This window comes from Microbulbifer sp. SE14 (assembly GCF_059834885.1).
The window spans coordinates 85,767-103,646 of the sequence record NZ_JCBAJA010000014.1 but is presented as its reverse complement, the minus strand read 5'-3'; the positions used below and the strand labels follow the sequence as shown (position 1 = coordinate 103,646).

At 62.3% G+C, this 17,880-nt stretch carries 17 protein-coding genes; 7 read left to right on the top strand and 10 right to left on the bottom strand.

Features of this window, described 5'->3' with window-relative positions; all coding sequences use genetic code 11:
- Window positions 1-312: 312 nt before the first annotated feature.
- Window positions 313-1,227, bottom strand: a complete 915-nt coding sequence (gene gcvA, locus AC6R19_RS11790; RefSeq protein WP_500580022.1) for a transcriptional regulator GcvA — start codon at window positions 1,225-1,227, stop codon at window positions 313-315.
- 138 nt (window positions 1,228-1,365) lie between these two features.
- Here gcvA and AC6R19_RS11785 point away from each other — a divergent pair, with 138 nt between their 5' ends.
- Both AC6R19_RS11785 and AC6R19_RS11780 read left to right on the top strand, forming a co-directional pair.
- Window positions 1,366-2,175 (top strand): aminotransferase class IV family protein, encoded by an 810-nt coding sequence (locus AC6R19_RS11785; RefSeq protein WP_500580013.1) that lies wholly within the window; start codon window positions 1,366-1,368, stop codon window positions 2,173-2,175.
- Between the two features lie 182 nt (window positions 2,176-2,357).
- A complete protein-coding gene (locus AC6R19_RS11780; protein ID WP_500580012.1) occupies window positions 2,358-4,412 on the top strand; it encodes a TonB-dependent receptor in 2,055 nt (684 codons plus the stop codon).
- A 91-nt stretch (window positions 4,413-4,503) separates the two neighbouring features.
- Here the strand turns inward: AC6R19_RS11780 and AC6R19_RS11775 are convergent, their stop codons facing one another.
- Window positions 4,504-5,109, bottom strand: a complete 606-nt coding sequence (locus AC6R19_RS11775; RefSeq protein ID WP_500580011.1) for an FMN-dependent NADH-azoreductase — start codon at window positions 5,107-5,109, stop codon at window positions 4,504-4,506.
- 115 nt (window positions 5,110-5,224) lie between these two features.
- Between AC6R19_RS11775 and AC6R19_RS11770 the strand changes: the two genes are divergently transcribed.
- Window positions 5,225-6,184 carry a LysR family transcriptional regulator gene (locus tag AC6R19_RS11770; RefSeq protein WP_500580010.1) on the top strand — a complete coding sequence of 320 codons (960 nt, stop codon included), beginning with the start codon at window positions 5,225-5,227 and terminating at the stop codon, window positions 6,182-6,184.
- A 75-nt stretch (window positions 6,185-6,259) separates the two neighbouring features.
- Here AC6R19_RS11770 and AC6R19_RS11765 read toward each other — a convergent pair whose 3' ends face one another.
- Entirely contained in the window at window positions 6,260-7,093 is an 834-nt protein-coding gene (locus AC6R19_RS11765; RefSeq protein WP_500580009.1) for a mechanosensitive ion channel family protein, read from the bottom strand.
- A 156-nt stretch (window positions 7,094-7,249) separates the two neighbouring features.
- Here AC6R19_RS11765 and AC6R19_RS11760 point away from each other — a divergent pair, with 156 nt between their 5' ends.
- The gene (locus AC6R19_RS11760; RefSeq protein WP_500580008.1) at window positions 7,250-7,714 is read left to right on the top strand and encodes a Fur family transcriptional regulator; all 465 of its coding nucleotides are present in this window, start codon (window positions 7,250-7,252) and stop codon (window positions 7,712-7,714) included.
- A 35-nt stretch (window positions 7,715-7,749) separates the two neighbouring features.
- On the opposite strand, the gene fghA is transcribed toward AC6R19_RS11760, so the two are convergent.
- Window positions 7,750-8,589, bottom strand: a complete 840-nt coding sequence (fghA, locus tag AC6R19_RS11755) for an S-formylglutathione hydrolase (RefSeq protein ID WP_500580007.1) — start codon at window positions 8,587-8,589, stop codon at window positions 7,750-7,752.
- A 12-nt stretch (window positions 8,590-8,601) separates the two neighbouring features.
- Entirely contained in the window at window positions 8,602-9,729 is a 1,128-nt protein-coding gene (locus AC6R19_RS11750) for an S-(hydroxymethyl)glutathione dehydrogenase/class III alcohol dehydrogenase (RefSeq protein WP_500580006.1), read from the bottom strand.
- 133 nt (window positions 9,730-9,862) lie between these two features.
- Here AC6R19_RS11750 and AC6R19_RS11745 point away from each other — a divergent pair, with 133 nt between their 5' ends.
- Together AC6R19_RS11745 and AC6R19_RS11740 are read left to right on the top strand one after the other, a co-directional pair.
- On the top strand, window positions 9,863-10,759 hold the full coding sequence (locus AC6R19_RS11745; RefSeq protein WP_500580005.1) for a LysR substrate-binding domain-containing protein: 897 nt from the start codon (window positions 9,863-9,865) through the stop codon (window positions 10,757-10,759).
- A 139-nt stretch (window positions 10,760-10,898) separates the two neighbouring features.
- Window positions 10,899-11,816, top strand: a complete 918-nt coding sequence (locus tag AC6R19_RS11740; RefSeq protein ID WP_500580004.1) for a pirin family protein — start codon at window positions 10,899-10,901, stop codon at window positions 11,814-11,816.
- A 126-nt stretch (window positions 11,817-11,942) separates the two neighbouring features.
- On the opposite strand, the gene AC6R19_RS11735 is transcribed toward AC6R19_RS11740, so the two are convergent.
- Entirely contained in the window at window positions 11,943-12,272 is a 330-nt protein-coding gene (locus AC6R19_RS11735; RefSeq protein WP_500580003.1) for a hypothetical protein, read from the bottom strand.
- A gap of 148 nt (window positions 12,273-12,420) precedes the next feature.
- A complete protein-coding gene (locus AC6R19_RS11730; RefSeq protein WP_500580002.1) occupies window positions 12,421-13,437 on the bottom strand; it encodes a LysR substrate-binding domain-containing protein in 1,017 nt (338 codons plus the stop codon).
- A 50-nt stretch (window positions 13,438-13,487) separates the two neighbouring features.
- Here AC6R19_RS11730 and AC6R19_RS11725 point away from each other — a divergent pair, with 50 nt between their 5' ends.
- Window positions 13,488-14,339 carry a pirin family protein gene (locus AC6R19_RS11725; RefSeq protein WP_500580001.1) on the top strand — a complete coding sequence of 284 codons (852 nt, stop codon included), beginning with the start codon at window positions 13,488-13,490 and terminating at the stop codon, window positions 14,337-14,339.
- A 92-nt stretch (window positions 14,340-14,431) separates the two neighbouring features.
- On the opposite strand, the gene AC6R19_RS11720 is transcribed toward AC6R19_RS11725, so the two are convergent.
- Genes AC6R19_RS11720 through AC6R19_RS11710 form a run of 3 tightly spaced genes read right to left on the bottom strand, consistent with a single transcriptional unit; the run spans window position 14,432 to window position 17,705 of the window.
- On the bottom strand, window positions 14,432-16,588 hold the full coding sequence (locus AC6R19_RS11720; RefSeq protein ID WP_500580000.1) for a TonB-dependent receptor domain-containing protein: 2,157 nt from the start codon (window positions 16,586-16,588) through the stop codon (window positions 14,432-14,434).
- The gene (locus AC6R19_RS11715) at window positions 16,489-16,905 is read right to left on the bottom strand and encodes a TonB-dependent receptor plug domain-containing protein (protein ID WP_500579999.1); all 417 of its coding nucleotides are present in this window, start codon (window positions 16,903-16,905) and stop codon (window positions 16,489-16,491) included. Before AC6R19_RS11715 ends, AC6R19_RS11720 begins: the two co-directional genes overlap by 100 nt.
- The gene (locus tag AC6R19_RS11710) at window positions 16,887-17,705 is read right to left on the bottom strand and encodes a GntP family permease (protein ID WP_500579998.1); all 819 of its coding nucleotides are present in this window, start codon (window positions 17,703-17,705) and stop codon (window positions 16,887-16,889) included. Before AC6R19_RS11710 ends, AC6R19_RS11715 begins: the two co-directional genes overlap by 19 nt.
- Window positions 17,706-17,880: the final 175 nt, after the last annotated feature.

Here is a 17,880-nt window from a genome sequence, read left to right as displayed (position 1 = left end):
TCCTCCCTGTAGGAGCGGCGGGGCGGCCATGGGCTGCTCCATGCATTCACGGGCCTTCGGCCCTGCAATCCCTGCGCAAATATCGTAGAATCCCTGCCGGAGATTGCTCCAGGCATCCTCTGCGAACCCGCCTACGATGGCGGGTTCACAATCTTCAGCTATCGTCACTACTTTCGACGTCCCATTAAGACTTACCCAGTCCCTCCCCAAATTCAAATCGGCAAAACTGATCGTGAATTGTTGGATTGCCCATAAGAGAATTGAGCTTGATTTCTTCTGGGAGTAATTTCGAAATGAGCGGTTAAATTCAAATCAAACTTGAAGCTGCGCCCTGACCTCGTTGAGTATCCAGTCGCGGAAAGCACATACCCGAGAATCCTTGCGGGCGCTTTCGGGATAGACGAGATAATAGGCATAGTCTCGAGCCACACTGACATCGATATCGAAAAGGCGCACCAAGCGGCCCTGCTCGAGATCGTTGGCAACCATCGCCAATTCCACAAGCCCTACGACGGCGCCGTCAAATACTGCCTGTACGACATGATTTGAATCGTCGAAGCCGACGCAGCCGCTATCTTCAAAGCCATCGATACCGGCAGCGGCCATCCACATGGGCCAGTTGGGCCAGACTACTCCGTCAGTTACGCAATCCACGTAGCAGAGGGTGTGCTGGAAGAGATCCCGCGGCTCCTCTAGCTTGGGACCGGATTCGAGAAGCTTCGGGCTGCAGACGGGAATTACGGCTGTGTCAAACAGGCGCTCGGAAAGTGCCTTTTCGTAATTGCCTCTGCCGAAGCGGATGGCGATATCTACATCGTCGGTCGCGAAATCACGCACCCGGTCAGTGATGTCAAAGGTCAGCTCCACAGCCGGGTTGGCCGCCCTGAATTGCGGCAGTCTGGGCAGAAGCCAGTTGGTTGCGAATCTGGCGCCCAGTGACAGTCTAAGCTCGGTCGATCCCCGGGCCACCCTGCGCGCGCGGTTGGTGGCGCGTTGCAAATTGCCCAGCGCATCGGCGGCGGCTTCGAACAGGACGGTGCCGGCCGGAGTGAGCTGGATGTTGCGGCTGGTACGCGAAAAAAGAGTGAAACCCAGCTGCTCTTCGATCTCCTTGACCTGGTAACTGACCGCCGCCGGAGTCAATCCCAGTTCGTCGGCGGCGCGGGTGAAGTTCAAGTGTCTCCCCGCCGCCTCAAAGGTTCTAAGAGCCCGTGTACCCGGCAGCATCCGATTCATTGGTCTTCAAGTCATATTTAATGATTTGCAAAAAAATACTTGTTTTTCAAACGCATGGCAATGGCAGATAGTTACACAAATTGATAAGGGGCGCGCCGGGATGCGGCGCAAAATTTCAGGAGTAATTCTATGTCGGCTTCCACTACTTCTTTCGTTGCGCAGCGAAATGGCCGTACGGCCACCGCTGAGGAACTGGCTCCGCTCGCGTTTGCGGGCTATGCCCACTTTACAGCCATGCAGGTGCGCGAAGGCAAGATCCGTGGCCTGGATCTGCACCTGCAGCGGCTGAGGGCCGCTTCGGAGGAAATGTTCGGCCGGGTACTGCCCGATGAGAGGGTGCTGTCCTGCCTGCGTGCGGTGCTGAAAGAAGGTCCAGCGGACCTCTCGTTGACGGCCACTGTTTACGAGCCCGCGGGGGAGTTCAGACTGGTCGATGCAGAGCCGGAAATACTGGTACGCACCGGCCCGCCCGCGTCTGCTCCGCAGGGGCCACTAGAACTAGCGGCGATCGAGTACGAGAGAGTTCTTCCCGACGTGAAACATGTCGGTGAGGTGGCCAAGACCCACTTCCTACGCCGGGCAGCCAGGAAAGGATTTGATGATGCCGCTTTTGTGGATCGCCGGGGCCGTCTCAGTGAGGGGACTATCTGGAATCTGGCTTTTTGGGATGGCGAGGCGCTGGTGTGGCCGCGGGCTGATATTCTTGTCGGCACGACTATGGGTATCCTGCGTCGCCAGCTCGAACGTCTCGATATTCCGCAGCGGGTTCAGGACATAACCCTTGCCGATCTGCCGGAGTTGGCCGGTGCGGTGGTTATGAATTCCTGGACACCGGGTGTGGCGGTTAGCCGGATCGGGCCCGTATCCCTGCCAGAAGCGCCCGATTTCCTGGAATTATTGCATCGCGCGTATCATTCCGAGCCCCTGACTTCACCATGATTGCGGAGAAGTGTATTGATGGCGATTCGCCAAAGCCCAGAGGTGGACCTTGAGGTCTGGGCTCGGTTTCGGCATGCATGTTCCAGTGACCGTTGCATCTATTTATAGAGCTTTCGGTGCTACATAAACTTTTCAAATCCCGTAGAATCCCTGCCTTTTACTATTAACAAAAAGGCAGGGAAATGCGTTCAGCAGTTTTTGTATTGATTTTCTGCAGCGGCCTCGCCGCCGCCGAAGAATCACGACTGGAAACCCTGGTCGTCACCGCCAGCCGCCGCGCCAAACCGCTGTGGGACAATTCAGACAGCCTCTCCCTGCTGGACCGTAATTCCCTCGACCTGATCGACCACACCCATATCCAGCAGAGCCTGGCCCGGGTGCCCGGTGTCAATTTCGCCCGCGGCAACGGCCAGGAATACCTGCCGTCCCTGCGCTCGCCGGTGCTGTCCGGTGCCGGTGCCTGCGGCAGCCTGCTGACCGCGGAGGACGGCATACCGCTGCGCGCCGCGGGTTTCTGCAACGTCAATGAACTCTTCGAGTCCCACAGTGAAACGGCGAGCCGCATCGAGGTGGTGCGGGGGCCGGCCAGTACTCTCTACGGTTCCAATGCGATGCACGGGGTGATCAATGTGATCGGGCCGCAGGTCGGGGATAGGGCAGGGACTACCATCGGCATTGTGGCGGGCCCCCACGATTTTGCGCGCACGAAGATTTCCGCCGACAGCGGCCTGGATAACGGCAGCGGTTTGCGCGCGGATCTGTCACTGGCTCACGACGGCGGTTACCGCGAAGCATCCGGCTACGGTCAGCAGAAACTCGGCCTGCGCCACCAGGCAAGTATCGGCGCGGTGCGGGTGCGCACCAGCCTCGCCGCCACCAATCTGAACCAGGAAACCGCCGGCTATATCGAGGGCGAGGGCGCCTATCGCGACCGCGAACTCAGCCGCAGCAACCCGAATCCCGAGGCCTACCGGGATGCGCGCGCCCTGCGCCTGTCGTCGCGGATCGATTTCGATATGGGGCAGGGTAACGAAATCAGTCTGATTCCCTATTTGCGCAAGACTGACATGGTGTTCCTGCAGCACTACCTGCCCGGCCAGGCGCTGGAGGAAAACGGCCAGCGCAGCGCAGGGCTGCGCAGCAGCTACAGCGGCTATCTCGGTCGGGACCTGCAACTGATTGCGGGACTGGACGCGGAATTTACCCGGGGCTACCTGATTGAATCCCAGCAGAATCCCACCGAGGGCTCGGAGTTCCTGCAGGCGACGATTCCGACCGGCAGGCATTACGACTACCGGGTGGATGCGCTGGTGGCGGCGCCCTTTGCGCTGGCGACCTGGCAGATGAGCAGTGATCTGGCACTGAACGCCGGACTGCGCTACGAGACGCTGGACTACGATTACGACAACCGCATGCTCGCCGGCCGCACCGCAGAGGACGGCACTCCCTGCGCCTTCGGCGGCTGCCGTTTCAACCGGCCGGCGGATCGCGAGGACCGCTTCCGCAATTGGTCGCCGCGGCTCGGTGCCATTTACCGGATGAATGCGGACAGGCAGTTGTTTATCAACCTGGCTCGCGGTTTCCGCGTGCCCCAGGCGACGGAACTCTACCGGTTGCAGCGGGAGCAGACGGTGGCGGAACTGGATGCGGAGAAAATCGACAGCGCCGAGCTGGGTATCCGGGGCGAGGGCGCGGGCCTCGGCTACGAGCTGGTCGCCTACGCAATGCGCAAGGACAATGTGATCTTCCGCGATGCGGATTTCTTCAACCAGTCGGGCGGCGAGACGGGACACGGCGGCCTGGAGCTGGCGCTGGACTATGGGTTTTCCGGGCAGTGGCGTTGGCAGATGTCCGCCAGCTACGCGAAGCATCGCTACCGGGACGAGCGACTGCTCGACGGTGTGTCCCTGCAGGGAAAATTGATCGACTCGGCGCCGCGGCTATTCGGCAGCAGCCGCCTGCTGTGGCAGCCAGGTTCAGATGTGGTTGCCGAACTGGAATGGCTGCACCAGGGGCGCTATTACACGGATCCGCAGAACCGGCACGGCTATCCCGGCCACGACCTGTTCAACCTGCGCGCCCGGTGGCGATTCGGCGCCTGGAAACTGTCGGCGCGCTTGCTCAACCTGACCGACGAAGCCTATGCCGAGCGCGCGGATTACAGCAGCTTCGGCGGCGCTCGCTATTTTCCCGGGGAGGGGCGCTCCCTGTACCTCGGAGCCGAGGTAAGCCTGTAGGAGCGGTGGGGAGTTCACTGGCGCACGGCTGAGAATGAAAAAAAGGCGGCGGAAGTCCGCCGCCTGACACGTGCAAGCGCGCTTGCAGGAATTACACGAGTTGGGCGATGCGCTCCTGGGCGGCACCCAGCGCCTTCTCCTTGGCCTCGTCGCCCACCGCAAGTCCCTCGGCGTGGACTATCTCCACATCGGTGATGCCGATAAAGCCGAGGAACTGGCGCACGAAGGCGGTCTGGGAGTGATCCTCGCCGTAGTAGCCGCCGCGGGTGATGAACACCACCGCCCTCTTGCCTTTCAGCAGTCCCTCGGGGCCCTCCGGCGTGTAGCGGAAGGTCACGCCGGCGCGGGCGATATGGTCGAAGTAGGCGCGCAGCGTGGAGGGTACGCTGAAGTTGTACATCGGGATGCCCAGTACCAGCACGTCGGCGGAGGCGATCTCCTCGATCAGCGCGTCGGAATAGCTGACCACGGCCTTCTGCTCCGCGCTGCGCTCTGCCTCCGGGGTGATAAGGGACTGGAAGCGGGCCAGGTCCAGGTGCGGCACCGGCTCTGCGGCAAGGTCGCGGCTGATGACCTGGCCGTCCGGGTTGCGAGCCTGCCACTGGCGGGCGAACGCCTCGGCGAGCTGGGAGGAAGCGCCGTCGTTCTGGAACAGGCTGGTCTGGATCTTGAGCAGTTTCTTTTCCTGGATAGCCATTTCGATACCTCCGTTCGTTCAGGGGTGTTGTTTTCGAGATGGCGCCATTGAAGCATTGATTAATTCGATAAAAAATTATAAAAATTAGCTAAAACCTATCGAATGGATAGATCATATGGCATCCCGGAATGATACTGAATCGTCGCTGACACCGCGTATCAGCCTGGAGCAGTGGCGCTGCCTGGTGGCGGTGGTGGAGGAGGGCGGTTATGCCCAGGCCGCCGAGCGGCTGCACAAGAGCCAGTCCTCGGTCAGCTACTCGGTGCAGAAGCTGGAGTCGGTGCTGGATATCAAGGCCTTCCTGATCGAGGGGCGCAAGGCGGTGCTGACCCCGGCCGGGGAGATGCTCTACCGGCGCGCGCGGCAGCTGCTTGACGACGCCGCCGGCCTGGAGCGGGCCGCGCGCAGGGCCTCCGCCGGCTGGGAGTCGGAGATATCCATCGCCGTGGAGGTGCTGTTTCCCACCTGGCTGCTGCTGGAATGCCTGGACCTGTTCAGCCGGGAGAGCCCGCAGACCAGGGTGGAACTGTACGAGACGGTGATCGGCGGCGCGCCGGAGGCGCTGGAGCAGGGGAGGGTGGACCTGGCGATTACCCCCCATGTGCCGCGGGGCTTTATCGGCGAGATACTGCCCCGGCCGGCGCGAGTCATTCCGGTGGCCCACCCCGATCACCCGCTGCACCAACTGGGCCGCGAGGTCACGCTGCGCGATCTGCGCCAGCACCGCCACCTGGTGGTGCGCGACTCCAGCTCCCAACGCGACAGCCGTACTGCGACGGTGGACGTGGTCCAGCGCTGGACGGTGACCAATATGTCCACCTCCATTGGCGCCGCCTGCCGCGGTTACGGCTTTGCCTGGCTGCCGGAGGAAAAGATTCGCGCGGAGCTGGAAGAGGGCATCCTGAAGCCGCTGCCGCTCGGCGAGGGCAGTGAACGCAGTATTTCCCTGTACCTGATCTTCGCGGACCGGGAATCACCCGGCCCCGGCGTTCTGCGGCTGGCGGAAATCATTCGCGAGCAGGTTGCCCGGAGGCATTCGAAGTGTACCGAAACAACTGGAGGGCGCCTCTGTTAACGGCCGTAGGGTGCGCCGTGCGCACCGAGAAGCCCTGTACCCCGCACCGGCTCTGTGTGGTGCGCACGGCGCACCCTACGCCTTCTCTGCCTGGGAGCGGTTTTTTTCGTACCAGAAGTTGTAGAAATCCTCGGTGACCTTCTGCTCTATCTCGTGGGCCTCTTCGCGGGGGCAGAAGACGGTGACCGTCAGCACATCGTGCCCCAGCTCGTTGGTGGTGATTCTCACCTCGGCGTCGGGGCCGGACAGCTCCACGCCCATGCGGTGCTCGATCAGCTTGCAGTAGCGCTCGGCGACTTCGCGAAAGGACTCGCAGTGCTCGCGCACCCGCCCGGCGATGAATTCCTTCGCTTCGAAGGGATTCATCCCCTTGCTCTCGCGTACTATCGAGAAGCTGTGCTCGATATAGCGGCGCATAAAGTTCAGGTTTTTCACCGACTGGGTAAAGAAGGCGCTGCTGGGAATATACAGGGTGGCACCGGTATAGCCGTTGCCGAGACCGTGGGGATCTATCTCCAGCAGCGTGGTGCTCAGCCAGTCGCTGTCGATCACCTCGCCGAACTTGTCCCCTATCTTGACCCAGTCGCCGACGTTGTACGAGCGCATGGCCCTCTGAAAAAGGCCGCCGACAAAGCACTGCACGAATTCCCGCAGTGCTATCACGATCGCCACGGAAAAAGCGGCGATGGACAGGGCAAACTCGCGCAGCTCGGTGATCCAGATGGCGATGACAGTGACAACCAGCAGCAGGTTGCAGTAGTTGTGTACCGTGTTGATACGCCGCCGCTTGTCGGCTAAGGCCCAGCTGCTGCGGGCTATGGCGAACGACAGCAGCCAGCGCAACAGCAGGATGACGGCGATGGCCAGGACGGTCTGGACCGACTTGTACTCGGAGATAACTTCCAGCATTGCGACTCCGATTGGGTGAGTTCCTGTGTCGGGAAGGATAAACGCTTTTCTGGGGGATGTCCTTATGAAGTCCCGCGGCGCAGCGCGGCGGGGAGCGCCTGCATGCTCGGCTGCCCCTGTGATAATCTGGTGTAAACAACCGGACCGAAACAGTCGATGAAAGCATCCCAACTCAAACAGACCCTGGGCAAGGCGGAGCAGAGCTGCCGGGACTCCGGCGCCCGGCTGACCGAGAAGCGCAGGAATGTCCTCGCGATTCTGCTGCGCGCCAAGACCCCGCTGTCCGCCTATGAGATCGCCGAGCAGTACGGTCGCGATTACGGCGAACCCATTCCCGCCATGTCCGTGTACCGCATGCTGGATTTCCTGGTCGGGGAAAACCTGGCCCACAAGCTCAATTCGGAAAACAAGTACCTGGCATGCGGCCATATCGCCTGCGACCACAGCCACGAAACGCCGCAGTTCCTGATCTGCAGTCGCTGCAACAGGGTGCGGGAAATCGGCATCAAGCCGGAAGTGATCGCCGCGCTGCGCGACACGGTGGAGGGCGCCGGCTACCGCCTGCTGACTTCGCAACTGGAACTGGATTGCCTGTGCGAACAGTGCAGTCGCAGTGCCTAGTGCGATTCGGAAGTCGATAGGCCGGCGGCTCGCGGTTAAAGGTCCAGGTACCGCGCGTGGAAACGCAGGTGCTCCTCGATAAAGCTGGCGATAAAGTAGTAGCCGTGGTCATAGCCCTGGCGGCGCCTCAGCTGCAGCGGATAGTCGCTGGCTGCGGCCGCCGCTTCCAGCGTTTCCGGCTTCAACTGCTCGGCGAGGAAGTCGTCCGCCTCTCCCTGGTCCACCAGTGCCGGCACCTTGGCACTTGCCCGGCGCATCAGCAGGCTCGCATCGTACTCCTCCCAGTCCGCGCTGTCCCCGCCCAGGTAGGCGGCAAAGGCCTTCCTGCCCCAGGGGCAGCCGACCGGGTTGGCGATGGGACTGAATGCCGACACCGACGAAAAGCGCTGCGGGTTGCGCAGCGCCAGCACCAGCGCGCCGTGGCCGCCCATCGAATGGCCGGCGATGGCGCGCTTGCCGCTGAGCGGGAAATGCGCTTCCACCAGCTGCGGCAGCTCGTTTAACACATAGTCGTACATGCGGTAGTGGCGGCTCCACGGCGCCCGGGTCGCGTTGACATAGAAGCCCGCGCCCTGGCCCAGGTCGTAGCCCTCGTCGTCCGCCACCGCCTCGCCGCGGGGGCTGGTGTCCGGGGCCACCAGCGCCATGCCCAGCCGGGCGGCGAACTGCTGGGCACCGGCCTTCTGCATGAAGTTCTCGTCGGTGCAGGTCAGCCCGGACAGCCAGTAGAGCGCCGGCACCCGCCGGCCGCCCGCCGCCTGGGGTGGCAGGTAGATCGCAAAGCGCATGTCGCAGTTGAGGGCTTCGGAGCGGTGGCGGTACTGCTTGTGCCAGCCACCGAAACTCCGGTTGCTGCCCAGGTTTTCAATGGTCATCGCGGACTCCGGTCACTGGTCGAAATGGATCACGGAGCGGATGCTCTCGCCCTTGTGCATCAGGTCGAAGGCCTCGTTGATTTTCTCCAGGTCCATGGTGTGGGTGATGAAGTCGTCCAGCCTGAACTCGCCCTTCATATAGCGCTCGACATAGTCGGGCAGTTCGGAGCGGCCCTTGACCCCGCCGAAGGCGGAGCCCTTCCAGACGCGGCCGGTGACCAGCTGGAAGGGGCGGGTGGAGATCTCCTGGCCGGCGCCGGCCACGCCGATGATCACTGATTCCCCCCAGCCCTTGTGGCAGCACTCCAGTGCCGAGCGCATCACGTTGACGTTGCCGATACACTCGAAGGAGTAGTCCACGCCGCCGTCGGTCAGCTCCACGATCACTTCCTGGATCGGCTTGTCGTAGTGCTTCGGGTTGATGCAGTCGGTGGCTCCCAGCTTGCGCGCCAGCTCGAACTTGCGTTCGTTGATATCGATGGCGATGATGCGCCCGGCCTTGGCCATGGTGGCGCCGATCACCGCCGACAGGCCGATACCGCCCAGGCCGAAGATGGCCACGGTGGCTCCCTCCTCGACCCCGGCGGTATTCATCACCGCGCCCATGCCGGTGGTGACGCCGCACCCGAGCAGGCAGATCTCCTCCAGTGGCGCGTCCCTGTTGACCCTGGCCAGGGAGATCTCCGGCAGCACCGTGTACTCGGAAAAGGTGGAGCAGCCCATGTAGTGGTAGATGGGCTTGCCGTCCTTGTAGAAGCGGGTGGTGCCGTCCGGCATCAGGCCCTTGCCCTGGGTCTCGCGGATCTTCTGGCACAGGTTGGTCTTGCCGGACAGGCAGAATTTGCACTCGCCGCACTCGGGCGTGTACAGCGGGATTACATGGTCGCCCACGGCGACGCTGGTCACGCCTTCCCCCACCGCCTCGACGATACCGCCGCCCTCGTGGCCGAGAATCGCCGGAAATATGCCTTCCGGATCGTCGCCGGACAGGGTGAAGGCGTCGGTGTGGCAGACACCGGATGCGACCACGCGTACCAGCACCTCGCCGGCCTTGGGCGGCATCACATCCACTTCCTCGATGGACAGCGGCTGTCCGGGGCCCCAGGCCACGGCGGCCCTGGACTTGATCATCTCGGTCATAACAGAGTCCTCTCAGCATGGGCGGCGGTCTGCCGCAATGGGGAGGGAGTCTATCCATTTCCGGGTGAGTTATAATCAGCCATTCCTGAAAATTATATTTTCTATTTTGTAACAATCGCCGCGGAGAGAGGAGATGTTCAACTGGGAAGGGGTCAGCGAGTTCGTGGCCGTGGCTGAGGCCGGCAGCTTCACCGCTGCAGCCGGCAGGCTGGGGATTTCCACGGCCCAGGTCAGCCGCCAGGTCAGCGCCCTGGAGGCCAGGCTGTCGACCAGGCTGTTCTACCGCACCACCCGCAAGGTCTCGGTGACCGAAGCCGGGCAGGTCTACTACCAGCACTGCCGCCAGGTGCTCGACGGGCTGGAGGAGGCGGAGCGCGCCATCACTGAGCTGCAACAGGTCCCCCGGGGCCGGCTCCGGCTCACGGCACCGGTCACTTACGGCGAGACGACCCTGGCTCCGCTGGTCAACGACTTTGCACTGCGCTACCCGGAGCTGCAGGTGGAGATGCACCTGACCAATCAAAGGCTGGACCTGGTGGCGGAGGGCTACGATCTCGCCATCAGGCTGGGCAAGCTCGAGGATTCCAGCATGATGGCGCGGCGACTGGGTTCGCGGACCCTGTACGTCTGCGCCTCGCCGCAATACCTGTCATCCCGCGGCGAGCCCCACAGCCTGTCGGAACTGGGGCGGCACAACTGCCTGCCGGGCACGCTGGACTACTGGCGCTTCCAGGAGCAGGACCGGCCCAGGAACATAAAAGTCAGCGGCAGCATCCGCTGCAACAGCGGCCGGGCGCTGGTGGATGCCGCACTGAAGGGGATCGGTATAGTGCAGCTGCCCGATTACTATGTCGAGGAGCACCTGCGGGCGGGCCGTCTGGTTTCCCTGCTGGAACATTACCGGGAGGCGGACGACGGCATTTGGGCGCTCTATCCCCACAACCGCCACCTGTCGCCGAAGGTGAGTATGCTGCTGGACTACTTCGGCGAGTTCCTCGACCAACAGATGGTCCCTCGGTGCTGTGCTTGAACCTGGCAAGGGTCCGTGTGGGAAATAGAGCAATACCATCAACGAAGCGGCGATGGCCAATCCATTTGTCAGACTGTTGGTCAACGAGAAGAGGCTATAGTTGGCGGTAAATCCACAGGGGCTATTGCCGGGGGCGAACATGAGCAACTTGACCAAAGTGGTCGAACAGGAATGTGAAGTGGTGCAGGGCTGCGGGGCGCTTGTGGAGATAGTGCAGCCGAAGGAGAGGGAGCTCGGTGGCTTTTCCGTGCGGCGCTCCCTGCCCAGCCGAGAGCAACAGATGGTCGGCCCGTGGATCTTCTTCGACCATATGGGCCCGGCCGATTTCCCGGTCGGAGAGGGCATAGACGTGCGGCCGCACCCACATATCGGCATCGCCACGGTCACCTACCTGTTCGAGGGCGAGATACTGCACCGGGATTCACTGGGAAGCGTGCAGCCGATCCGCCCCGGCGATATCAACCTGATGGTCGCCGGGCGGGGCATAGTGCACTCGGAGCGCGAGCGTCCCCAGGTCCGGGAAACAGCGCACCGCCAGCACGGGCTGCAGCTGTGGCTGGCGCTGCCGGAGGAACTCGAGGAGATGGAGCCCGAGTTCCACCACTATCCGTCGGCGCAGATCCCGGCCCTGGCGGTGGAGGGGGTTCCGATTCGCGTGATCATGGGCACTGCCTACGGCGTGACCTCGCCGGTGAAGACCTTTGCCGAGACTCTCTACGCGGAGGCCCATTTGCAGGCCGGCCAGACCATCATATTGCCGGATGCGCCGGAGCGCGCCGTCTATGTGGCGAGCGGCCGCCTGACCGCGCGCGACACGGAGATTCCGGAATACTCGCTGGCGGTATTTGCCAGTGAACCCGGCATAGTGCTGAAAGCTCCAGAGGAAAGTCGTATCGCGATAATCGGCGGCGAGCCGTTCGGGAAACGGTGCATCGTGTGGAATTTTGTCTCCAGTCGTCCGGAGCGCATCGACGAAGCTGTGCGGCAGTGGAAGGGCGGCGGTTTCCCGAAGGTGCCGGGCGACGAGGTGGAGTTTATTCCATTTCCGGACAAGTAGCTTCCGGGTCCGCGGCTTAACGGATCAAGCAACTGCATCAAATTCTCATAAAAAAGAGCCGTCACTTGACGGCCCTTACTGTATGAAAAGAGATTAAAACTCCAATCCCATCTCAGCGGAACGGCGTCAGTTGACAGCCTCCGACTGCTGCATATCCGCGAAGTCCAGATAGTAGTTCATGTACTTGTGCATGGCCTGGAGCGCCTCGGGATTGCCGCCGGCGGCCTGCTCGAACTCCGGATGGAAAGTGATGATATGGGCCATGCCCAGGTGGTAGTCGCCCTCATTGCAGACGCGCAGTGTCTCTGCAGCAATCGTCGCCATCTGTTCGGCGTTGGCCGCGGGGGCGCCGTTGTCGATCAGGGTTTCGCGAAAGGTCTGTTTGAACTGGTCGAAGTGCGGCGCTTCGCTGCTGAACAGTTCGATGGCGTGATAAATTTTCTGTCCGGTCGTCATGGTCTTGTCTCCCCCAATAAAATCGAGCGGCGCATACTAGCGGACGACGCAATCCCGCCAAATAGATTCGGCGGCCGGCGGCATGAAATAGCTGCCAATTTTTTACGGTCGTGCCAATTGACGCCAAAAACAGGGAAGGGCTGGAGGGTCAAGCCGATAAAGGCGTGGCACCGGCGACGATCCGCGGCACCTCTTTCCTCAGGTGTTCCGACAAGGCCTGCACCGCAGGCAGGACACCGCGCCGCGAGGGCATGAGCAGGCTGATCTCTGCGTCCCCGGCCGTCCATTCGGGCAGCAGCCGCACAAGCTGTCCCGTTTCCACTTCGAATCTGCACGTATAGCCGGGCAGGGCGATGATGCCGAGCCCTTCAATGGCTGATTGCTTCAGGGTGACCATGTCGTCGCTGCACAGGCGCGGCGTGAAGGGAACCGTCGCCGTTATGTCGGTGTCATTTCGCAGCGACCAGTGGCCCTGCTCCGGCCTCCAGCCGAGCTTCAGTCCCGCATGCCCGTTCAGTTCGTGAGGAGAAGAAGGGATTCCCGCGCGATCGAGATAGCTCTGCGATGCGAACAGGTGCCAGGGTGCGGGAGCCAGGTGGCGCTGCACCAGGCTCGAGTCCGGCAGGGGCCCGGTGTGGGCGCGAACTGCCAGGTCGATCCCATCCTCAAGCAAATCCACCGATTGGTTCGTGACCTGCTGGATAATGTCGATCTTGGGGTTTTCTCTCAGAAAAGCGGAAATGACATCCCGGAGAACGAAGTGCGCCATACCCACCGAACAGCTGAGGCGCACCCTGCCGGAGAGCATGCTTGAACGCCGTTTCACGACGGCTTCGGCGGCCTCCATCTGGTCGAGCAACTCCCGGGCGTGACGATAAAACTCCTGGCCGACTTCGGTCACGGAAAACTGCCGCGAAGTCCGCTGAATCAGCCGTGCGCCGAGACGCTCCTCCAGCTGCTTCACATGCCGGCTGAGTCTCGACTTTGGCATGTCCAGCGCACGTCCCGCGGGTGCGAAACCGCTCTTTTCGACCACATGCACAAAATAGAAATAGTCGTTGAGATCAATCATGCGCCACCAGGTACTGGCTGAAATTTCGTCATGTTGTTCCACGTAAGGAACGATAGATTCCATTTTTACCACTTTTCCCCGATGGCGTTCCATTTATATTCTTGTTGCCAGTGGTAGGGAAACAAACCAATGGAGGCGAACCCATGACTACTGACCGGGTACACATGACAGATCCGACCGGCGCCGAACCCCTGAACATAGGCGGCGGTTTCAAGGCCCTCAGCTTCAGGGAACGTCACTTTGGCGGCCTGATGGATCCCCTGGTCATGGTGGATCACTACACCATGACCGAGCCGACTTTCGGTGCTCATCCCCACGCGGGCATGTCCGCGGTGTCCGTCCTGTTCGAGGACAGCGAGGGGAGGTTCAACAACAGGGATTCCCTGGGCAACGATATCGACCTGTTGCCGGGTGATCTCTACTGGCTAAAGGCCGGGCGCGGCGCGGTGCACAGTGAAGAGCCGGTGCCGGGGTCGCGCATCCACGGCCTGCAGATATTTGTCAATCTGCCCGCGCGCCTGAAACATTCCGAACCGGCATCCCTCCATGTGAGGGCGGCAGATATCCCCGCGATCAAGGGGCCCGGCCACAAAGTCCGGGTCCTGCTCGGCGCAAGTCAGGGCGTACAGGCAGCGCAATCGCCGGCCCTGCCGTTGACCATCCTCGACGGCAAACTCGAGGGAGGAGCGGAGTTTACCCATGACCTCGCAGCGGGCCGCGCAGCCTGGCTCTACGGGATCAACGGTGACCTGGAGCTGCGGATCGGCTCGCGAAGCACCCGCATAGAGAAAGGCAAGGCCGTCGCGCTGCACACTGGCGAGCAGGGGGGCGCCCTGGCACTGCACTCGGGGAGCGGGAGCCACTTCGCGCTTATAGAGGGTGATCCCATCCGCGAGAGCTTTATCCAGAAAGGGCCCTTCGTGATGAGTACGCCCGACGAACTCGAACGCGTAAGCGCCGACTATGCCGCCGGCCGCCTCGGCTCGATTGCCTGACAATCAATTCTGTTGGAGGCCGGAAAAAAGGCGCGCCGGTCCGGCGCGCCAAGGGCAACCCTGGACTCACGGGCAGGAGAGAAGTTTTACCGTCAGAAGCTGTAGCTCGCCTTGGTGTAGAAGATGCGCCCGCGCGGATCGTGCTGCTTGGGGTCGTAGCTGAAGTTGGCCCCGTCGTGCACCAGCGGCGGCTCCTCATCGAAGGCATTGATGATGCCGAGGCTCAGGGCCGCCTCCGAGTCCGCCAGGTCGAAGCTGTAGCGGTACTGCAGGTCCAGCGGCGCGAAGCTGTCGATGGTCTCGCCCTGGCGGTTGTTCTCGTACTCGCCCACATAGTTCACCCGCGCGTAGGCGCTGTGGTGGTCGCTCTGCCAGTGGACACTGAAGCTGGCCTTGTCCTCGGGCATGGAGCGCACGAAGTTACCGAAGTTGAAGGAGCCCACCGCGTCGAAGGTCTCCCCGCCGTGCTCCACTTCGTAATTCAGGTAGCGGGACCAGCCGGCGGAAAACTTCAGGCTGCCGTTTGCGATATCCAGCGTATAGCTGGTCTCCAGGTCGATACCCGAGGCGTCGATGGCGGCGGCGTTGAAGTACTCGACGGACAGGCCGGCCAGGGTGCCGTTGTTGTAGACGACGCTGGGTCCGAAGGGATCCTCGTTGTAGACCTGCTGGGCATTCTGGATGGTGATCACGTCCTCGTAGTCCACCCGCCAGTAGTCCAGGCGCGTCTCGAAGGCATCGCCGGTCCAGATGGCGCCCAGGTTGTAGTTGGTGGCCTGCTCGGGCTTCAGTGCCTCGCTGCCGGTGGTGGCGACGCGGATAAAGATGGAACTGGGGTTGTAGCCCTGGGACGGATCGTTGGGATCCAGGTATTCCACCACGTTGGCGGTGTTGACCCAGTCGGCGTACATCTGCGACAGGGATGGCTCGCGGAAGGAGGTGGAGGCGGAGGCGCGCAGGCTCAGGGAATCCGTGGCCCGGTAGAGCAGCGCCAGCTTCGGGTCCAGGCTGCTGTCGGTGTCCAGGTTCTCATAGCGCAGCGCCGCGTTCAGGGTCAGCCTGTCGGCCAGCGGCATTTCCAGTTCCGCGAACATGGCGGAAGTGCTGCGGGACTCGTCGATTTCCGCCACGGTGCCGAGGAAGGTGAAATCGTTGTGGTCCGGCGTCGGGTTGCCGTTGGCGTCGTAGACGATCCTGGAGTTGTCCGCCGGATTGACGGTATAGCTCTCCGCGCGCAACTGGGCGCCCATGGCGAAGTGGGCGGGACCGGCAGGCAGGGCGAAGGCCTCGCCGTTGATCACGCCGTCCCACACCAGCAGGCTGGTTTCGGTGCTGACCCGGAAATCCGTCTTCAGCCAGTCCAGCAATTCAGGGTCGTGGGCGGCCGGGTTGCCGAAATGGTCGAACTGCATATCGCCGTTCGGCCCGCCCATACCGTCGATGGCCAGGTTCAGGCGCGACAGGGACATCTCCGGCTGGCCGATCGCGTATTCATTGCTGCTGTAGGCCAGCGAGGTTTCCCAGCCCCAGCTGTTCGCCAGCTCGCCGGTCAGGCCCGTCTCGATACGGAACGTCCGGTTGTCGCGCGGGGCGGCGCGGGACTGGCTCGGATCCAGGGTCGGATTGTGGCGGCCGAAGATCACCGCGTCGACGCCGAAGGGATTGGTGGGATTATCGCCGGCGATGGTGGGGAAGTTCAGGTTCGGCAGCGAGGGCACCGAGTAATTGTCGATAATGCGGTAGTCGGTATAGAAGAATTTGCTTTTGCTCTCGATGCCGTTGCCGAAGTCGTGACTCAGCGAAGCGTAGTACTGCTCGCGCTCCTCCTCGTTGATCACGTTGTAGTGCAGCCCATACCAGAAGCCGCAGGCGCTGGGGTTGTCGGCGTCGTGGCTGCCGATGGGGCGGCCGCCGAAGTCCGCACATTCGCCATTGCCGACCTTATCGCCGGCCGCATAGTCGCCGGCCCAGGGACCTGAGTCTACCGTCGTATCCTCGGTGACGACAAATGCGGAGCCCAGGCCGGAGACGGCGTCGTACACCAGGTCCGGGCGTTCGAAACCCTGCAGGTTGGAGCGGCGCAGCATCGAGGCGGCGGCGACAAAGTGGGTGTCGTCACCGAGGGCGGTGCCGCCGATGGCGGACAGGTTCAGGTCGCTCTGGTCGAAGCCATCGATTGTGTAATAGGAGCTGTCCAGCTCGACGCCCTCGAAGTCGTCGCGGGTGACAAAGTTGACCACTCCTGCCACAGCATCAGAACCGTAGCTGGCCGCGGCACCCTCCTTGAGGATATCGATGCGCTCCACGCGATGGCGGGAATCGATGCGGTGTCTACGAACACACTGCCGTCCTGGGCCTTGGCCCCGGAGATGGTCTGGCGTTTGCCGTTGATCAGCACCAGGGTGGAGGACAGGCCCAGCCCGCGCAGGTTTACGTTGGAGGTACCCTGGCTGTAAAAGCTGGTGAAGGTATCCGGCCGGTTTTCCGCGCCGCTGCTAAGTGGAAGGGCGTTCATCATATCGGTGACGTCGGCGGCGCCGCTGTATTTCATCTCGTCGGCGCCCACCGAGGAAACCGGGTTGGCGGCCGCGGTATCTGCTGCAGGCTGTCGTGGCTGAGCCAGGTGACCGCGAGCACGGTGGCCAGCGGCAGCAGCGCCACCAGCGGGTGCGGCAGCGAGCGGAGGGATTCATCCGGATCGTCGGTCCGCGCTTCAAAACTCTCGCCGGCGGCGACGGCACGCTTCAACATGCGCGACAGCCACCAGTAGCCGAAGGCGGCCATAAACACCGCTACCACCAGGCTGACCTCCCAGGCCGCATAGGGAGAGGTGCCCAGGTATTTGATCGGAATCCAGTTCTGTATTTCCGGGGAGCCGGCGGAGGTCATGGTGAAGGTGACGGAGCCGAAGGCCATGGCCGCCGGAATAAACCGTCGCGGCAGGTTGGCGCGGCGGAACAGGGCCAGCGCCATCGGGTAGGCGGAAAAGGCCACCACAAAAACACTGACTCCGCCGTAGGTGAGCACCGCGCAGGCCATCACCACCGCCAGTACCGCGTTGCGCATGCCCAGCCGTGCGACTATCCAGCCGGCGACACTGTCCGCCGCGCCGCTATCCTCCATCAGCTTGCCGAACAGCGCGCCGAGCAGGAACATAAAAAACCAGGAAGCAACGAAGCCGCTGAAACCCTCGGCGTAACTGCCGATAAAACTGATACCGGCGCCGTCACTGGCCAGTAACGGAATACCGCCGGTAACCGCTACCAGCAGCGCCGCGGCGGGGGCGGCGATCAACAGGCTGACCCCGCGGATGGTCCAGAAAATCAGCAGGGAGATTCCCAGGGCGATGCCGATGGCACTTAACATCCATGGCCCCTTTTAAATTGTTATTTTTTGCCATGCTAGCTATCGGCAACAGGGGTGTCTTTATGACCAAGGTATGAGGGGGGGGCTGTTATTGACTGGCGATCGGCGCAATTACTGCGCTAATCCGCCTACGTAAAAAATTTACGGTTCTGGGGTACGAAGGTGACGAGTAAGC

Bases quoted from the DNA above. Each gene is read 5' to 3' on its own strand.
- AC6R19_RS11765 (WP_500580009.1), bottom strand. From the start codon at position 7,093: ATGCTGGAAGTTATCTCCGAGTACAAGTCGGTCCAGACCGTCCTGGCC.
- AC6R19_RS11750 (WP_500580006.1), bottom strand. From the start codon at position 9,729: ATGACCGAGATGATCAAGTCCAGGGCCGCCGTGGCCTGGGGCCCCGGA.
- fghA (WP_500580007.1), bottom strand. From the start codon at position 8,589: ATGACCATTGAAAACCTGGGCAGCAACCGGAGTTTCGGTGGCTGGCAC.
- AC6R19_RS11745 (WP_500580005.1), top strand. From the start codon at position 9,863: ATGTTCAACTGGGAAGGGGTCAGCGAGTTCGTGGCCGTGGCTGAGGCC.
- AC6R19_RS11725 (WP_500580001.1), top strand. From the start codon at position 13,488: ATGACTACTGACCGGGTACACATGACAGATCCGACCGGCGCCGAACCC.
- AC6R19_RS11785 (WP_500580013.1), top strand. From the start codon at position 1,366: ATGTCGGCTTCCACTACTTCTTTCGTTGCGCAGCGAAATGGCCGTACG.
- AC6R19_RS11735 (WP_500580003.1), bottom strand. From the start codon at position 12,272: ATGACGACCGGACAGAAAATTTATCACGCCATCGAACTGTTCAGCAGC.
- AC6R19_RS11730 (WP_500580002.1), bottom strand. From the start codon at position 13,437: ATGGAACGCCATCGGGGAAAAGTGGTAAAAATGGAATCTATCGTTCCT.
- AC6R19_RS11775 (WP_500580011.1), bottom strand. From the start codon at position 5,109: ATGGCTATCCAGGAAAAGAAACTGCTCAAGATCCAGACCAGCCTGTTC.
- AC6R19_RS11740 (WP_500580004.1), top strand. From the start codon at position 10,899: ATGAGCAACTTGACCAAAGTGGTCGAACAGGAATGTGAAGTGGTGCAG.
- gcvA (WP_500580022.1), bottom strand. From the start codon at position 1,227: ATGCTGCCGGGTACACGGGCTCTTAGAACCTTTGAGGCGGCGGGGAGA.
- AC6R19_RS11710 (WP_500579998.1), bottom strand. From the start codon at position 17,705: ATGTTAAGTGCCATCGGCATCGCCCTGGGAATCTCCCTGCTGATTTTC.
- AC6R19_RS11770 (WP_500580010.1), top strand. From the start codon at position 5,225: ATGGCATCCCGGAATGATACTGAATCGTCGCTGACACCGCGTATCAGC.
- AC6R19_RS11760 (WP_500580008.1), top strand. From the start codon at position 7,250: ATGAAAGCATCCCAACTCAAACAGACCCTGGGCAAGGCGGAGCAGAGC.
- AC6R19_RS11780 (WP_500580012.1), top strand. From the start codon at position 2,358: ATGCGTTCAGCAGTTTTTGTATTGATTTTCTGCAGCGGCCTCGCCGCC.